Genomic DNA, 15,759 nt, shown 5'->3' on the forward strand with positions numbered 1-15,759 from the left:
GCAACGGGGACATGCGATCTCCCCGTGAGGCGACATGCCCAAGCATCGCGTCCTGATCACCAAGGGCGCCGCATGTCATGATTACCCGATCTCATCCGAACAATTCTTGGTTCATCGTGCGCACGCCGAAGCGCATCGATGGCCGCATCGTGTTGCGTCTCCCGGGATCATCCGGGCGCCACGTCGCAAGCCGATCTAACCTGGGGCAGGGAGTTCACCAGGAGAGAAAGACCATGTGTACACGCATCCTTCATGCCGCCCTGTTTCTCGCGTTCGCGTCAGGGCTGTCGAGCGCACACGCTCTAACACAGGAGGAATTCATCGCCAAAATCCAGGCTGCCGGCTATTCGCAGGTCAGCGACGTCAAGTCGACCGCCGAGGGCACGACCGCAAAGGCCGTCAAGAACGGCAAGCAAGTGCGGCTCGTGGTCGATAGTGGCGGCCAGATCAAGGAGCAGAAGTGAGGCACTGGCGGACGAAATCCAAGCTTGAGGGAGCAGTTCAATGAGAAAGACAATCCCGGTTCTGATGCTCATCGGCACCTGCTTCATGGTGGCGGCTCACGCCCAGAATGTCGACTGGCAGAAGGTTGATGAGACGCTGGGCCGCAAGCCCACTGTTACGGACGATGTCCATCGCTACGGCTTTCCTCGCACCGATCTCACGGTGACGCTCGACGGCGTAACCATCAAGCCGGCGCTGGCGCTTGGCGGCTGGGTCGCGTTCAAGCCGGCGCATGGCGGCGCCATGGTCATGGGCGACCTCGTGCTGCTCGAGACCGAGGTCAATCCCGTCATGGCGAAGATGATTGCGAGCGGTCTCGAGATCACCGCCGTACACAATCATCTGCTTCGCGCGAGCCCGGCCACATTCTACATGCACATCGCCGGACACGGAGATCCAGTCAAACTGGCCTCGGCCATCCATGATGGGCTTGCCGAAAGCAAGACGCCGCTGACGGTGGCGGCGCCGGGAAACGCGCCGCCTGCCATCGAGCTCGACACGGCGAAGCTCGACCAGATCATCGGCGTCAAGGGGCAGGGCAATGGCGGCGTCTACCAGTTCAACGTGAAGCGGCGCGACCCGATCACGGAGGACGGCATGCCGCTGACTCCGGTCGGCGCGATGGGCGTTGCGATAGCCATTAACTTTCAGCCGACCGGCGGCGGCAAGGCGGCCATCACAGGCGATTTCGTCCTGACCGGCGACGAGGTGAACCCGGTCCTCGCGGCGCTGCGGACGCATGGCATCGAGGTGACGGCGCTGCACAGCCACATGCTGGACGAGCAGCCGAGGCTCTTCTTCATGCATTTCTGGGCCAACGACGATGCCGTCAAACTTGCAGAGGGCTTGCGCGCGGCGCTCGACAAGACCGCCAGCACGAAGAGCTGACGCCAGGGAGGGGGCTGCGCACGGTGGTCTTCGTCGAGCCAGTCGCGTGCTGACCGAGTCCAAGTCATCCAAAGCGCTGGTCCAATGCATGGGCGTGGAGCAAGGCACTTGTCGTGCCTTGCCCCGCCGTGCAGCGCCAAGCGCTGCGATCCTTTCTGAACTCATGTGCGGACCGGTTGTTACCGTTCATCGAACAGAGGAGGAAACCATGCGTGTTCTTGCGATGATCACGGCAGTTCTGCTGTCCTGCGCTGTCGGCCCCTCACTTGCCGCCGAAGTGGAGAAGGCCCCGACGCAGTCGGGTCCGGCCGCCGTTCCAGTGCAACCGGATCAAACGCCCGGGCAGGCCGAGCAGGCCCGCGAGCAGGACAGAAAGGATGCTGAAGACGTTCAGATTGGCCGTGATTGGAAAGCGCAAGGCGGCAGCGAAGGCGAACGCGCGGGTCGAGCTGAGTCATCCGGGCAGGAGCATCAAACCGTGGGTCGAGATTGGCGAGCTCATCCTGACGATCCTGAACGGCGGTGAATCGACAGCCAACCTCCGGACGCTCGCAAGCGCTGGTTGTCTACGAGTCAGTTGAAATATCCATCCGCTGGTCAGAGCGGAGTGCGGAGGGCATTTGACAAATCCGCCCGCTGCGCAATAGTTGCGGGTACGGGGAAGCGATCTCCCCGTGAGGCGACATGCCCAAGAATCGCGTCCCTTTTTCGAAGGACGCTGCATGTCTGCCGTTTGCCTATCCATCTCCAAGCCCTTCTATTCCTCTCGCGCGTCAGGACCTCGCGGTCGGCCGGTCGCCGCGCGATCGCAGGCTCGTCAATCAGTGGGCGTCGGGTCCCTGACAGCCTCGCCGGCGGAACGCCGATTCTGGCGCTCAACATGTACGAGCACCTGTCACGTCGATTATGGCGCCAAGGCCAGCAGCTATGTGCTCGCCGGCATCTTGCAGCATATCGCGAGGACGGGAGGTAAGCGGGAGAAGCGTCTGACATAACACCTTATGATTTCGGGGGTACCGCGAGCTCCCCGTGAGATGGATTCCCATCCAAGCGCTCGCCACCTCGTTCCGGGGACGGTCATATGGATGTTCTTGTCTTCACTGTCTTTGCTCTTGCCGCCCTCGTCGGCGGTTTCGTCAGCGGCTTCTCGGGCTTTGCGATGGGTCTGGTGGTTTCCGGCGTCTGGCTGCACATCATCACGCCGATACAGACCGCCACTCTGATCGCTGGATACGGTCTGCTCACCCAGGGCTACGGCATGTACAAGCTGCGACATGTGCTGGATCTGCGCAAAGCATGGCCGCTCGCGCTAGGAACCGTCATCGGCATTCCGATGGGCGTTGGAATTCTCGCCTATCTCGATCCCGTCTATCTGAGGTTCGGCGTCGGATTATTGTTGCTGGTCTACTCGATATATGGCCTCACACGGCCGGTGTTCGCGCCGATGAAGATCGGGACCGGCGCCGATATCGCGATCGGCATCTCAAACGGGATGCTTGGCGGGCTGACAGGACTCGGCGGCGTCATCTCCACGATATCCTGCCAGTGGCGAGGTTGGCCGAAGGATGTGCAGCGGGCCGTCTTTCAGCCGGTGCTGTTCGTCGCCTTCGTGGTCATCTCTCTGTCCCAGGCGGCGGCCGGCACGATCACCAAGGAAACACTGATGATGTACGCACTCGGCGTTCCCTTCATGGTCGCCGGCCTTTGGTCCGGATTCAAGCTGTTCGGAACGATCGATGACGAGACCTTTCGCAAGGCTGTGCTGGCATTGCTGCTGATCGCCGGGCTCTCGCTGATCGCGTCGACACTGCCGTTTTCCTCCCGCTGACCATGAGGGCTTCATGCCACTGAAGAGCTTGGGCTTCATCCCGGTCCCGAATGGCCTGAACAGCGATTTCGATCACGCCGCCGTCGATCCGAAGACGCGCGGCGTCTTCATTGCGCACACGGCGCCCGACTGCCTGGAGGTGATCGCCTTCTGGTATTCTCCGGCGAACGATGACTGCAGATGAGCCGAGGCAAGCCGCACGCCGATCCCATGGCCCGAAAAGTTGATGATAGGACAATTGATGATAGGCACCGCCACAAACTTTCCGTCGCGACCTTCCGCATGGGCGTGGCTTGCTCTTGCATCCATGCTGATTTGGTTATTGGGAGGGAACGCCATGGCCGAGACCCTGAATTTTGACAACGTTCCGGCCGGAATGCCGCCGGAAGGATGGACTTTAACGAAGACCGGTCAGGGAGAATCGAAATGGACTGTCGAGGCCGAGCCCACGGCGCCAAGCAAGCCGAACGTCCTCAAGCAATCCGGACGGGCGACTTTTCCGGTGGCCATCAAGAGTGGTACCACCATCCGCGACGGTTTTGTTGAAGTGAAGTTCAAGGCGGTTACCGGGTCCGAGGATCGCGCCGCGGGAATCATCTGGCGCGCCAAGGATGCCGACAATTACTACGTCGTGCGGGCCAACGCACTGGAGGACAATGTCGTGCTTTACAAGACAATCAATGGCATTCGAACGTCGCTGGAGATTGTCGGTCGCAAGGGCGGATATGGCGTTCGCACGCCGGTGGCGTCCGGGCAATGGCACGCGTTGCGTTGCGACTTCGCGGGACATCGATTCAAGGTGACCTTTGATGGAAAGCCGTTATTCGAGGTGGAGGACGCCACGATTACGAACGCCGGCATGATCGGCCTGTGGACCAAGGCGGATAGCGTGACCCTGTTCGATGATCTGGCATATGGTGAGGTCAAATAGCATCTGCCCAACCTCGCCGGAGTTAGCCATGAACGCTCGATGTCTGTCGGTCGCGACCGCCCTGCTGATCGCGTGCATCAGTCCAATGCAGGCGCAAGAAGCCCTGGTTGCCTACAAATCGCTCAGTCCGGAGCTGGCGCTCGATCTCGCGCGTGCCGCGTTGGACAGCTGCCGCACCCGTGGCTACCAGGTTGCCGTCGCTGTCGTCGATCGCTCCGGTCTGACGCAAGTGATGCTGCGCGACCGCTTTGCAGGTCCCCACACGCCAATAACGGCATCGGCAAAGCGTGGACAGCTGCGTCGTTCAAGACCAGTACGACCGATCTGAATGCGATCAGCCAACCCGGCATGATGCAGGCGGGCATTCGAAATCTGCCCGGAACAGTCATCATCGGAGGCGGGCTGATCGTCGAAGCAGGCGGCTCTCTGGTCGGAGCGGTCGGCGTGTCCGGCGCTCCGGGCGGCGACGCGGACGAAGCGTGCGCGAAAGCCGGAATCGAAGCCATCCGTGACAAGCTGGAGTTTTGAGGCGCGGATTAAGCTCGCGGCTGGAATGCCCTTAAACGTTGGCGCGAAGCCGGACCGGGGTTGTCGCTACGGCTGCGGAGGAAACCGATCGAACGTCGGCAGCTCGTGTGCACGCTCCATCCAGCGCAGACGCTCGGCGACCTGGATGTGGATCGTGGCCGGCACGGCATCGGGATTATCGTAGGTCGCACTCTGGACGTCGATGATCCCAGGCATGTTGGCGTTGACGTAGAACAGGCCAGTTCCGCAGTCACCGCAGAAGCGCCGCCGAGCATGTTCCGAAGACCGGTACACCTTGGGCTCGCCCTTGGTCACCTTGACCGCATCCTCCGCATACATCGTCCAGCCGACGAGCGGAGCGCCGGCGTGAAGCCGGCAATCGCGGCAGTGGCACAGCGCGTGCACGATTGCTTCGCCCTCGATCTGATAACGGATTGCGCCGCAGTGACAGCCGCCGGTGATGGTGCTCATGCGTTCCTCCCGCTTGACGCAGTTTTGCAGATCGATAGCGCTGGAAACGTGCTGCTTCAACGGGCGCAATCGATTTTCGCTTGCGTCCTACTGTCGCCTGACATCTCCCGCCATCGCAGCTGCGGTCAGATGACTGGGGAGCAGGTGTCGGCCGCGCGGTTCCGCACGCGCAACGGCCGATCCCTCGATGATGGCATCGTGCCGGTGTTTTGCCCGACGTGTCAAAAGGACGTTTGGCCAGCCCGGTGCCCTCGCGGCCGCTGTGGAGGAAATGCCGACATGAAAGCGGTATGGACTTCAGTAACTTGGCTACTGTGCATGGGGTTGTTTTCGCAGTTTTTGTTGCTGCGCTGCCAAAGCAGCGCGGTTCAACGCCGGCTGCGCGGCGCTTCGGCCTTGGCCGGCGGCTCGGTCTGGGGGGCGCAGGTCGCGGCCGCGAGCGAGCCTTGCGCCTGCTGCATCAGGCCGGGCTCGGGGGCGAGCGCCTTCATCACGATCAGCCCGGTGGTAGCAGGGGAATCGATGATCAGGCGGTCGGCCGCGGTGACCTCCTCGTCCTCGGGCAGCTCGTTGTGCTGCGCCTCCGTCATCAGGTCGAGCTCGATCACCTTGCGGCCCGCGGAGCGGTCGTTGATGGCGTAATAGGCGATCTCGTTGCGGGTGTAGAACGACACCGAGGTGTAGGCCGGGCTCACCGGCACGGTCAGCTTGATCGGTCCGCCCGACAGATCGTAGCGGCAGATCGCGAGCGCAAAGGCCGGATCCATGAACGGCATCGGTGAGGTCTGCGGATCGGCGAGGGGAAGCTGGGTGACGGCGTTCACCTTGGTCATCGGCGTCAGCCGCGAATAGGCGTCCTGCGTCGCGATCCGCGGCAGCGCCAGCACGCTGACGAGATGGACGACGAGACCCAGAATGATGCCGGCAACGATGGTGAACAACAGGCGGATCATGAGCAGCCCACCGTCGTGATCTGCGGCATCGGCGCATCGCGCTGGGTGCGGGTGGCAACGCCGACCGGGGTATCGTAGAGGCGCAGCATCAAGGCGTAGCGCTCGATGCCGCCGGTCGGCAACCAGTTGCCGGCGCGCGAGCGCGAGGCGATGCGGATCTCGAACGAGCCGTCGGACTGGCGCACGATCTCCTGGCTGGTGAAGCCGTAGCGCTGCAGCGAATTGGCGACGAGGTGGCCCTTGCGGTCGTACAGCGTCAGGGTCCAGAACCGCGCCGGCGGCGTCACGCCGGAGACGATCACGTCGCAGCGGCCGTCGAGCGCCTTCTTCTTGTCGTCGGTGGTCGCGGTGAAGGCGACGCCGTCGCCGGTGCCGATCGGCAATTCGCCGTTGCGCACAATAGTGGCGCGTGAATAGGGATCGACGTCGGCGGTGCCGGTGCGCGGGCGCGCGGTCCAGGCGCCGATGGTCAGCGCGCCGATCTCGGTGCCGCGCGTCGTCGTCATCCAGGTCGCGCCGACGCCGACTACCGTCGCAAGCAGAAGGGCCGTCAATGTGATCAGGATCAGCCGCACGGGTTTCGATCAGTTCTTGCGCGGGGCGGAGGCGTTGGCGTTCTCTTCCGCATAATTCTGCGGGAAGGCGAGCGCATTCGTCGACGAGGCCGGCTTGGTGTCGGCGGCCGATTTGTTCGCCGTCTTGGCCGCATCATCCAGCAGCTTCTCGACGCGCACCAGAACGTCGGCGCCGCGCTTGGTCAGCACGGGCGGCGGACCGGGCTTGGTCTCCAGCACCTTCGGCGCCGCATTGGCCTGCGCATTGCTGACATGCTGCGGCGGCAGCTTCTGACCCATGCCGATGCCGGCGATCTCCCGCACCTCGACGCCCTGATGCGCCGCGACCATGATGTCGTGCCAGGTCTGCGCCGGCAGCGAGCCGCCGGTCATTCGGTTGGTCGGCGAATAGTCGTCGTTGCCGTACCACACCGCGCAGGTGAAATTGCCGGTGTAGCCGACAAACCAGGCGTCGCGATACGCGTTGGTGGTGCCGGTCTTGCCCGCGGTCGGAATGCCGTCCAGCGCAGCGCGGCGCGCGGTGCCTTCGCTGACGACGTGGCTCATCATGCCCGCCATGTCGGCGGCAACGGAGGCGGGGATCGCCTGGCGCGGCTTCGGACCGTCGCGGTCCCAGCGCCAGACGAGGTCGCCGGCGCCGGTGCGCACCTCCAGCACCGAATGCGGCGTCACCGCCTTGCCCCGGTTCGGGAACGTCGCATAGGCGACGGCATGCTCGAGCACGGTGACTTCGTCCGAGCCGATCGGCAGCGACGGCGTATCGGGCAGCGGGGCCTTGATGCCGAAACGGCGGGCGACCTCGACGATCTTGGCGCGGCCGACCTTGGCCGGGTTCGGCGCCTTCGGCTGATCCCGCCGGCCGATCTCGATCGACAGCTTCACCGGCACGACGTTGATCGAACGCGTGATCGCCTGGGTCAGCGTCACCGAGCCGGAATAGGAATGGCCATAATTCTGCGGGCACCAGTTGCCGATGCAGACGGGGCCGTCGACCACGACCGAGTTCGGCGTGTAGCCATTCAGCAGGGCGGTGGTGTAGACGTAGGGCTTGAACGAGGAGCCGGGCTGGCGATAGGCGTCGGTGGCGCGGTTGAACTGGCTGGCGCCGTAGTCGCGGCCGCCGACCATGGCGCGGATGCCGCCATCGAGATCGGCGACGACGGTTGCCGCTTGTGTCGCGTGATAATCGCGACCGAACTGGCGCAGCTGGTTCTCGATCGCGTCTTCGGCGGCCTTCTGCACATTGGTGTCGATCGCAAGCCGTACCACGAAGACGCGCTCGGTGTAGGACTTCGGGAAGGTGTCGACCAGCTTGCGCATCTCGTCGAAGGCGTAGTCGAGATAATAGTTCGGCGACGCCTCGTCGCGGCGGTCGACCGCGAAGGCCGGGTTGCGGCGGGCGCCGAACACCTGGCCCTCGGTCATGAAACCGGCATCGACGAGGTTGTCGAGCACGACGTTGGCGCGGGCGCGGGCGGCGGGCAGGTTGATGTGCGGGGCGTATTTGGTCGGCGCCTTGAACAGGCCGGCGAGCATCGCCGCTTCCGCCAGCGTCACGTCGCGCGCCGACTTGTTGAAGTAGAAATGCGCGGCGCCATCGACGCCGAAGGTGCCGCCGCCCATATAGGCGCGGTCGAGATAAAGCTTGAGGATCTCGTTCTTGGTCAGGCGCCATTCCAGCCAGATGGCGAGGAAAGCCTCGTTGACCTTGCGCTCGATGGTGCGCTCGTTGCTCAGGAACAGGTTCTTGGCGAGCTGCTGGGTGATCGAGGAACCGCCCTGGCGAACGCCGCCGGCCTGGGCGTTGGTGACGAGAGCGCGCGCGGTGCCGGCGACGTCGATGCCGAAATGGTCGTAGAAGCGGCGGTCCTCGGTCGCCAGCGTCGCCTTGATCAGCACGTCCGGAAAGTCTTCCAGCGGGATCGAGTCGTTGTGCTTGATGCCGCGGCTGCCGATCGGGTTGCCGTAGCGGTCGAGGAAGCTCACCGCGAGGTCGGACTTCTTCAGCCAGTCCTCGTCCGCGGTCTCGCGGAAGGCAGGGATGGCGAGCGTGAGCATCACGACCAGGCCGCCGAGGCCGAGGGTCGCGGCTTCCGACAGCGGCTCGATGAAGACCCAGCGCTTCCAGCGCCCGACATAGAACCGGTCCATGAAGGTCGAGTAGCGCTCGTAGAGTTCGCGGATGCCCTTGGCCGAGGAGAACAGCGAAGAGTCGATGCGCGCATCGAGATCCAGGAGGAAATTCCGGATCTTCTGCTTCCAATGCGGTGGTATGATCTGGCGCACCTAGAACCCTTGCGGCTTGCTTCGAAAGCGTTCAAGCACCCGGCCGGGGCGGCATCGAGACGTCCTGCGGGAATGTTGCGGCAAACCCAAGGCGCCCGGTTCGCGTCCTTTGGGGACTTGCTGTTCGTTCTAGCCGAGCAGGGCCCATAAACCAATGGCCACGCTCGCGATTTTGAACAACAGGCCTAATTGACCCCGGGTCATTACGGGCCTCAAAGGGCGTCTGCTTGCACCTGCACAGCCGCACGCCGTAGATGACATCGCCGTAGCTCTTTCGAACTCTTGTTGAGGCGCATGACCGCAGCTCCCAAACGACCTTCCGGCCAGGAAGGATTCTTCTGGAAAACCAAGACGTTGGAAGAGATGTCTGGGGACGAATGGGAAAGCCTGTGCGACGGCTGCGGGCGCTGCTGCCTGAACAAGCTCGAGGACGAGGACACCGGCGAGATCTATTTTACCCACATCGGCTGCAAGCTGCTCGATGGGGCGAGCTGCGCCTGCAAGGACTACCCGAATCGCTCCGACAAGGTTCCGGACTGCGTTCGCCTCACCCCGGCCAATGTCCGCACCCTGAACTGGCTGCCGCCGAGTTGCGGCTACAAGCTGGTTGCCGAGGGGCGCGACCTCTATTGGTGGCATCCGCTGGTGTCAGGCGATCCCAATACCGTGCATGAGGCCGGCGTCTCCGTGCGTGGGCGGGTCGAGGGCAGCGAGGAGGAGATCCCGGACGAGGATCTCGAGGACCACATCGTGCGATGGCCGGCCGTGCTGCCGAAACGAGCCCGCCTGAAGCGACGGCCGAAGAGCTGACCCGCCGCAGGCTCCGCATCACGTGTTCGGGATGACCCGGCGGCGGGATGCACCCATGCGCCGCGGTGCCTGCCCGGGAAGGATTTTGCTGTCTACATTGGGCTGCATAGAACGAATCCTTCGCGGCGTTGCGCCGCCACACGACGTCCGAGCGAGATGAACAAGTTCGACCGGCAGAGCAGTTCTGCCGACATCCAGGCGTTGCCTGACGACATTGCCGAAGAGCTGTCCCGCCTTCCGAGCGAAGTCATCAGCGTCGATGACGCGCCGTCCATCGCCCCGCCGGTGCCGCTGTCACAGGACGAGGTCCGCACCATCGTCATCAGCCTAATGGTGACGATGTTCCTGGCCGCGCTCGACCAGACCATCGTGGCGACCGCGCTGCCGACCATCGGACGCCAGTTCCAGGACGTCTCCAGCCTGTCCTGGGTGATCACGGCCTATCTGCTCGCCTCGACCGCGGTCGCGCCGGTGTTCGGCACGCTCAGCGACATCTACGGTCGCAAGGCCATGATCATCACTTCGCTCAGCCTGTTCGTCGCGGGCTCGGTGCTGTGCGCGATCGCGCCGAACATGCCGATGCTGATTCTGGCGCGCGGTCTTCAGGGCCTCGGCGGCGGCGGCATCATGCCGGTGGTGCAGACGGTGATCTCTGACGTCGTCTCACCGCGCGAGCGCGGGCAATATCAAGCCTATTTCTCCAGCGTCTGGATGGTCGGCGGCATCCTCGGCCCGGTCATCGGCGGCGTGTTCGCCGAGCATCTGCACTGGTCAATGATCTTCTGGATAAACCTGCCGCTGGCAGCCGCCGCGATCGCGCTGCTGCTGCCGAGGATGAAAAAGATCCCGGTGTTCCACCGCAAGCGCAAGGTCGACTGGCTCGGCGGCGTGTTGCTGATGGCGTCCGCCGTTGTGTTCATGCTGGTGCTGACCTGGGGCGGCACGCGCTATGCCTGGCTATCGCCGGCCGTGCTTGCGATGCTGGGTGGCGCCGTCGCGCTCGCCGTGACCTTTGTCTGGCACGCGCGGCGTGCGGACGAGCCGTTCCTGCCGCTGCCGCTGCTCGGTGGGACTGTTGCGCCGTTCGCCCTGACGGCTGGCGGTTGCGGTCTCGGCGCGATCACAGGCCTCACCGTGCAACTGCCGCTTTATTACGAGCAGGTCTATCATCTCACCGCCAGCGAGGCGGGGCTTGCTCTGATTCCGCTCGCGGCGGTTTCGACCTGCGGCGCGGCGATTGCCGGCCGCACCATGGCGCGCGCCAAGCACTACAAGCGCGTCGCCATCATCGGGACGTCCTGGGCTGCGCTGTGCGGCCTTGGCCTCACACTCACGACCTTGCCGCTATGGGGCCTCCTCACGCTGATGGCCGCGTTCGCGCTTGGGCTCGGCACGACCTTCCCGGTGTGCGTGGTTTCGCTGCAGAACTCGGTTGCGCGTCCGCAAGTCGGCACCATCACCGGCGCAATGAATTTCTTCCGCTCGCTGATGTCCTCGTTCACGGTCGCGGCGTTCGCGGCGATCCTGCTGATCGCCCTCGGCACCGACGTTCCGCTCGCGGGCGAGCATCACGCCGCAGGCAGCATCGCAATCCCCGCCGACGAGATGCGGCACGCCTTCCGTTACGTGTTCGGTGCCGCCACCGCGCTGATGACCACCGCCGCGCTCTGCCTGATTGCGATGGAGGAGCGGCCGCTCGCCGGGCCCGCCACCGCGCAGCCGGTCGAGATGGCGGAGTAGGGCGCTTCACCCGCCGCGATCGGCGTAGGGATCGTCCCCGGCGCTGCCTTGGCTCGCCTTCCGCGCCTTCGCTGCAAGCTGCTCTTTGAGCTGCGCCAGTGCTTCGGCGGACCAGTCATGGACATCGGTGACCGCGACCCAGGCATCGACGTAATGCTCGGGCGCGTAGACATGGCCAAAGCCCATCGGCGCCCCGTTCGCGGCCGCCATGTCGAGGGCGAGCTGCAGCATAGTCACGACGGGATACCATCGCAGCTCTGGTGACACGTCCGGCCCGCGCGGCGTCAACCAGGCGGGGGCCTGATAGGCGTCGCGGTACGCGAAGAAGGTGATCGCGTCGCTGGCATATTGCAGGTAGACGATGCGCATCGGCCCCCAGGGCGCATCCGGCGGCACCGTCGGTCCGTTCTGGTTCATGAAGCGCACGACGCGACTGTCACGGAATTCCGGCAGCCACGCCGGCGAGCCCGGATTGCGGTTCGCGGTGACCGCGCGCCAGATGCGGCTCTCGAAGGGCGCCCCGCTCCACAGCGCACCGGCAATCGGATCGCCGATTGTCTCGAACAGCTCCGCGGATTTTTCCGAGTTCATGGCGCCGAGGCTGAGCCCGTGCAGATACAGCTTCGGCCGGCGGTCCTTCGGCAGCGTCGTCCAATAGCCGTAGATCTCCGCGAACAGGATGCGCGCAGCTTCCGCGCCGTACTCGGGCTGAAACAGCAGCGACAGCGGGCTGTTAAGATAGGAATACTGCATCGCGACGCTCGCGACGTCGCCGTGATGGAGATATTCGACCGTATCCATGGCGGACGGATCGATCCAGCCGGTGCCCGTCGGCGTAATGATGATCAGGACGCTGCGCTCGAATCCGTGCTGCCGCTTGAGCTCCTCGAGCGCAAGCTGCGCGCGCGCCTTCACATCGCCGCTACCGAGGCCCACATAGACGCGCACCGGGTCCTGCGCGGACCTTGCGGTGATGGCGCTGATCTCGGTTGCTGTTGGACCCGAGGTGATGAACCGGCGCCCCGTACGCCCGAGGTCCTGCCATGTCACCAGGGACGCAGGACTTCCCGTTCGCCCGGGAGCGGTCGGCTGCGGCCGCTCGGGCTCATGCAAGGCGTCGAGTTCGCGGAAGGAGGAATCCAGTGCGCGAAACGCCGTGTCGATCAGGAGATTGCTGGCGATCGACCAGAACAACAGGCCTGCGAGGACAATGCCGACGACGTTCGCGATCTTCCGCGGAATGATGCGCCTGGTGCGCGCAGCAAGGAAGCGCGCGACAAGCGCGAACACCCGCCCCAGCACCAGCAGCACCACGAATGCAATCAGGGCGACGGCGCAGACCTTGAGCGGATGCGCGGTCTCGACGGGCGCCATCTTCATCACAGCGCGGATCGAATTCTGCCATTCGGCGCTGCGCCGCAGAAAGACGACGACGACAAGCAGGCAGCCGGCTGCGACAAGCGCATTCGCTATCGATCTCGCGTGCGCCGAAGGTTCGGGCAATTCGAGATGGCGCCAAAGCCAGCGCCACAGGACGCCGGCGCAATAACCGATCGCAAAGCAGCCGCCGGCGAGGGCGCCCTGGGTGAGGTAGCTCCGTGGGATCAGCGTCGGCGTCAGCGCGGCCGCAAAGAACAGCGCGCCCAGCGCCAGGCCGACACCGGACAGCGAGAGCAGGTGCCGTCGAATGAACCACGCGAGACTGTTCAAAACACCCCCCTGGTTGGCGCTATCCCTTGTCGTTCTCCGCGAAACTGCTCTTCCGCGGCAGCAGGATCGTGAACTCGGTGAACGCGCCGGGCTCCGTCGTGACGTCGATGGTGCCGCCGTGCTGCTTCACCACGATGTCGTGGCTCATCGACAGCCCGAGGCCGGTGCCTTCGCCGGCTGGCTTGGTGGTGAAGAACGGATTGAACATCTTCTCCCTGACCTCGTCCGCAATGCCGGTGCCATTGTCGCGGATGCGGATCTCGATGCTGTCGCCGCGGTCGCGCGTGGCAGCGATCACCACCGGCTCGTAATCGGCAGCGCCCTCGGCCTTGCGCTTGGTGACCGCATGGAAGCCGTTCGAGATCAGGTTCAGCAGCACCCGGGTGATCTCCTGCGGAAACACTTCGGCTTGCCCGGCCGCAGGATCCAGCTCGCGCTTCAGCGTCACGTCGAATCCCGGCTTCTCGGCGCGTGCGCCGTGATAGGCGAGGTTGAGGCTCTCCTCGACCAGCGCGTTGATGTCGCTCAGCCCATGGTCGCCGCCGCCTTCTCGCGAATGCAGCAGCATGTTCTTGACGATGGAATCGGCACGTCGTCCGTGCTGCACAACCTTTTGCAGATTGCCTTTCAGAAGCCCCGTCAGCTCGTCGACCTCCGCCCGAATGTCGTCTGCGAGCATGACAGGCGCAAGCACCTCGTTCAGCTCGTCCGTCAGCTCGGCGGAGATAGAAGCAAAATTGTTGACGAAGTTGAGCGGGTTCTTGATCTCATGGGCGATGCCGGCGGTGAGCTGGCCCAGCGATGCAAGCTTCTCGGTCTGAACCAGCCGGTCTTGCGCGGCGCGTAAGTCGTCGAGCGATTTGGCGAGCTCGCGGGTACGGTCCTGCACCTCGTTGAACAGGCGCGTGTTCTCGACCGCGATGACGGCTTGATCGGCAAAGGTCTTGAGCAGATTGATCGCCTTCTCCGGAAAATGACCGGGCTCCCGCCGCGTCACCGCGATGGTGCCGATCGCGATGCCGTCGCGCAGCATCGGCACCACGAGGATGCTGCGATAGCCCCGCGTCCGCGCCAACTCCTTCATGGCCTCGGTGAGATCGGGTTCGCTCTGCATGTCGCTGCGGAAGGCATATTGTCCGCTTCTTGCCACCCGGCTGTGAATGCCTGACGCCGACAGCGGCGTCGGGAAGGAGCTGAGCAGGTCTGCGTTGCCGGCCTCAACGTCGGTGGTGAAGGCTGCCAGATGCAGCATGCCGTCGACGACCCGTGTGACGGTGGAGGAGTGCCCGCCGATCAGCGCCTTGGCGCTGTCGGATATGGCCTGAAACACCGGGGTGACGTCGGCAGGCGAGGCCGCGATCACCTTGAGGATGTCGGCAGTCGCGGTCTGACGTTCCAGCGCTTCCCTGGTGGCGTTGAACAGGCTCACATTCTTGATCGCGATCACCGCCTGGTCGGCGAAGGTCTGTAGCAGCCGCACGTGATGCTCGGCGAAGCGGCCGGTCGCCCGGCGCGTGGCGATGATGATGCCGATGGCTTCGCCCTCGCTCATCAACGGCGTGAACAGCATGCTGCGATAGCCGCGGGCGCGCGCGATGTCGCGCGCGGCCGGCTCGAGGTCGGTGTCGGGCAATTGCGCCGCGGCGCCGTTGGCCACGAGCGAGTATGGCGGGAACTGCGCAAAGGGCACCGGAAAGGAATTCTGGAGCACGCGATCCCCGGCCGGATCGGTCGGGGTGAATGCCGCAAGGTGTGCGGCGCCGTCGATGTAGCGCAGCACCGCCGTGGAGAAGCCGCCGATCAGGCGATTGGCGTTGGCGGCGATGGCCTCGAACACCGGCTGCACGTCGGATGGCGAGGCGGCCATCACCTTGAGGATGTCGGCGGTTGCGGTCTGGCGCTCCAGCGCCTCGCGCGTCTCGTTGAACAGCCGTGCATTCTCGATCGCGATCACGGCCTGGTCGGCAAAGGTCTGGAGCAGCTGCACGAGATCGGGCGCGAACGCGCCAGGCTCGGCGCGCGTGACGCTGATCATGCCGACCGGGGCGCCCCGGTTCATCAGCGGCATGAACAGCACGCTGCGGAAGCCGCGCAGCCGCGCCAGCCTTCGGTTCAGCTCCGGGACGTCGGCGGCCTCGCTGTCAGGGAACTGGATCGTCTCGCCATCGCGCCAGGGCAAAGGTCGGGAAGTCCGCGATCTTGCGCGGGAACGATGCCTTGAGCCCTTCGTCAGCCTCCGGACTGGTCGGCGTGAACGCCACGAGGTGCAACTCGTCGCCGATGAACTGAAGTACGGTGGCGGAGAAGCCGTCGAGCAGGCGCTTCGAACTGGACGCGATCGCCGCGAAGACCGGCCGGGCGTCGGAGGGCGAGGCTGCGATGGTACGCAAGATCTCGGCGCTGGCGTTCTGGCGATCCCGCGCGACCGCAAGCTCGCCGCGCAGCCGTGCATTCTCGGTTGCGGCCGACTGCAATCGCTGTTCGAGTTCTTCGATTTCGTTGGAAGGGGCAGTCATTCCTAATCCGGCTTGATGC

Annotated in this window: 13 protein-coding genes and 2 pseudogenes; 9 read left to right on the forward strand and 6 right to left on the reverse strand. The window is 64.5% G+C overall.

Going from position 1 to position 15,759, the window contains the following annotated elements; translation table 11 throughout:
- The first annotated feature begins 233 nt into the window (after positions 1 to 233).
- From IVA87_RS09780 to IVA87_RS09810, 7 genes and pseudogenes are all read left to right on the forward strand, one after another.
- Positions 234 to 464: a hypothetical protein gene (locus tag IVA87_RS09780; RefSeq protein ID WP_247275878.1), complete on the forward strand. Its 231-nt coding sequence runs from the start codon at positions 234 to 236 to the stop codon at positions 462 to 464.
- Between the two features lie 40 nt (positions 465 to 504).
- Positions 505 to 1,392 (forward strand): DUF1259 domain-containing protein, encoded by an 888-nt coding sequence (locus tag IVA87_RS09785; RefSeq protein ID WP_247301262.1) that lies wholly within the window; start codon positions 505 to 507, stop codon positions 1,390 to 1,392.
- Positions 1,393 to 1,600: 208 nt separating this feature from the next.
- Positions 1,601 to 1,918 (forward strand): hypothetical protein, encoded by a 318-nt coding sequence (locus IVA87_RS09790; protein ID WP_247301261.1) that lies wholly within the window; start codon positions 1,601 to 1,603, stop codon positions 1,916 to 1,918.
- A 555-nt stretch (positions 1,919 to 2,473) separates the two neighbouring features.
- Positions 2,474 to 3,220, forward strand: a complete 747-nt coding sequence (locus tag IVA87_RS09795; protein WP_247301260.1) for a sulfite exporter TauE/SafE family protein — start codon at positions 2,474 to 2,476, stop codon at positions 3,218 to 3,220.
- 13 nt (positions 3,221 to 3,233) lie between these two features.
- Positions 3,234 to 3,404, forward strand: coding sequence for a hypothetical protein (locus tag IVA87_RS09800; protein WP_247333457.1), 171 nt, complete (start codon positions 3,234 to 3,236; stop codon positions 3,402 to 3,404).
- A gap of 153 nt (positions 3,405 to 3,557) precedes the next feature.
- Entirely contained in the window at positions 3,558 to 4,151 is a 594-nt protein-coding gene (locus IVA87_RS09805) for a hypothetical protein (protein WP_247275874.1), read from the forward strand.
- Between the two features lie 28 nt (positions 4,152 to 4,179).
- Positions 4,180 to 4,679: pseudogene (locus IVA87_RS09810) on the forward strand (heme-binding protein).
- Positions 4,680 to 4,745: 66 nt separating this feature from the next.
- Here IVA87_RS09810 and IVA87_RS09815 read toward each other — a convergent pair.
- The 4 genes from IVA87_RS09815 to IVA87_RS09830 form a co-directional block, all read right to left on the reverse strand.
- Positions 4,746 to 5,150, reverse strand: a complete 405-nt coding sequence (locus tag IVA87_RS09815; RefSeq protein ID WP_247301258.1) for a GFA family protein — start codon at positions 5,148 to 5,150, stop codon at positions 4,746 to 4,748.
- A gap of 368 nt (positions 5,151 to 5,518) precedes the next feature.
- Entirely contained in the window at positions 5,519 to 6,103 is a 585-nt protein-coding gene (locus IVA87_RS09820) for a DUF1254 domain-containing protein (protein WP_247301257.1), read from the reverse strand.
- A complete protein-coding gene (locus IVA87_RS09825) occupies positions 6,100 to 6,678 on the reverse strand; it encodes a DUF1214 domain-containing protein (RefSeq protein ID WP_247301256.1) in 579 nt (192 codons plus the stop codon). The genes IVA87_RS09820 and IVA87_RS09825 overlap by 4 nt, the downstream gene beginning before the upstream one ends.
- A 9-nt stretch (positions 6,679 to 6,687) precedes the next feature.
- Complete coding sequence (locus tag IVA87_RS09830; RefSeq protein WP_247301255.1) at positions 6,688 to 8,964, reverse strand: PBP1A family penicillin-binding protein; 2,277 nt, start codon at positions 8,962 to 8,964, stop codon at positions 6,688 to 6,690.
- 294 nt (positions 8,965 to 9,258) lie between these two features.
- Between IVA87_RS09830 and IVA87_RS09835 the strand changes: the two genes are divergently transcribed.
- Entirely contained in the window at positions 9,259 to 9,774 is a 516-nt protein-coding gene (locus IVA87_RS09835; RefSeq protein ID WP_247301254.1) for a YcgN family cysteine cluster protein, read from the forward strand.
- A 156-nt stretch (positions 9,775 to 9,930) separates the two neighbouring features.
- A complete protein-coding gene (locus IVA87_RS09840; protein ID WP_247333458.1) occupies positions 9,931 to 11,514 on the forward strand; it encodes an MDR family MFS transporter in 1,584 nt (527 codons plus the stop codon).
- A gap of 6 nt (positions 11,515 to 11,520) precedes the next feature.
- On the opposite strand, the gene IVA87_RS09845 is transcribed toward IVA87_RS09840, so the two are convergent.
- Both IVA87_RS09845 and IVA87_RS09850 read right to left on the reverse strand, forming a co-directional pair.
- Positions 11,521 to 13,224: an alpha/beta-hydrolase family protein gene (locus tag IVA87_RS09845; RefSeq protein WP_247301252.1), complete on the reverse strand. Its 1,704-nt coding sequence runs from the start codon at positions 13,222 to 13,224 to the stop codon at positions 11,521 to 11,523.
- 19 nt (positions 13,225 to 13,243) lie between these two features.
- A pseudogene (locus tag IVA87_RS09850) lies at positions 13,244 to 15,740 on the reverse strand (GAF domain-containing protein).
- Positions 15,741 to 15,759: the final 19 nt, after the last annotated feature.

Origin of the sequence: Bradyrhizobium sp. 147 (genome assembly GCF_023073935.1) — a bacterium.
Lineage (GTDB): Bacteria > Pseudomonadota > Alphaproteobacteria > Rhizobiales > Xanthobacteraceae > Bradyrhizobium.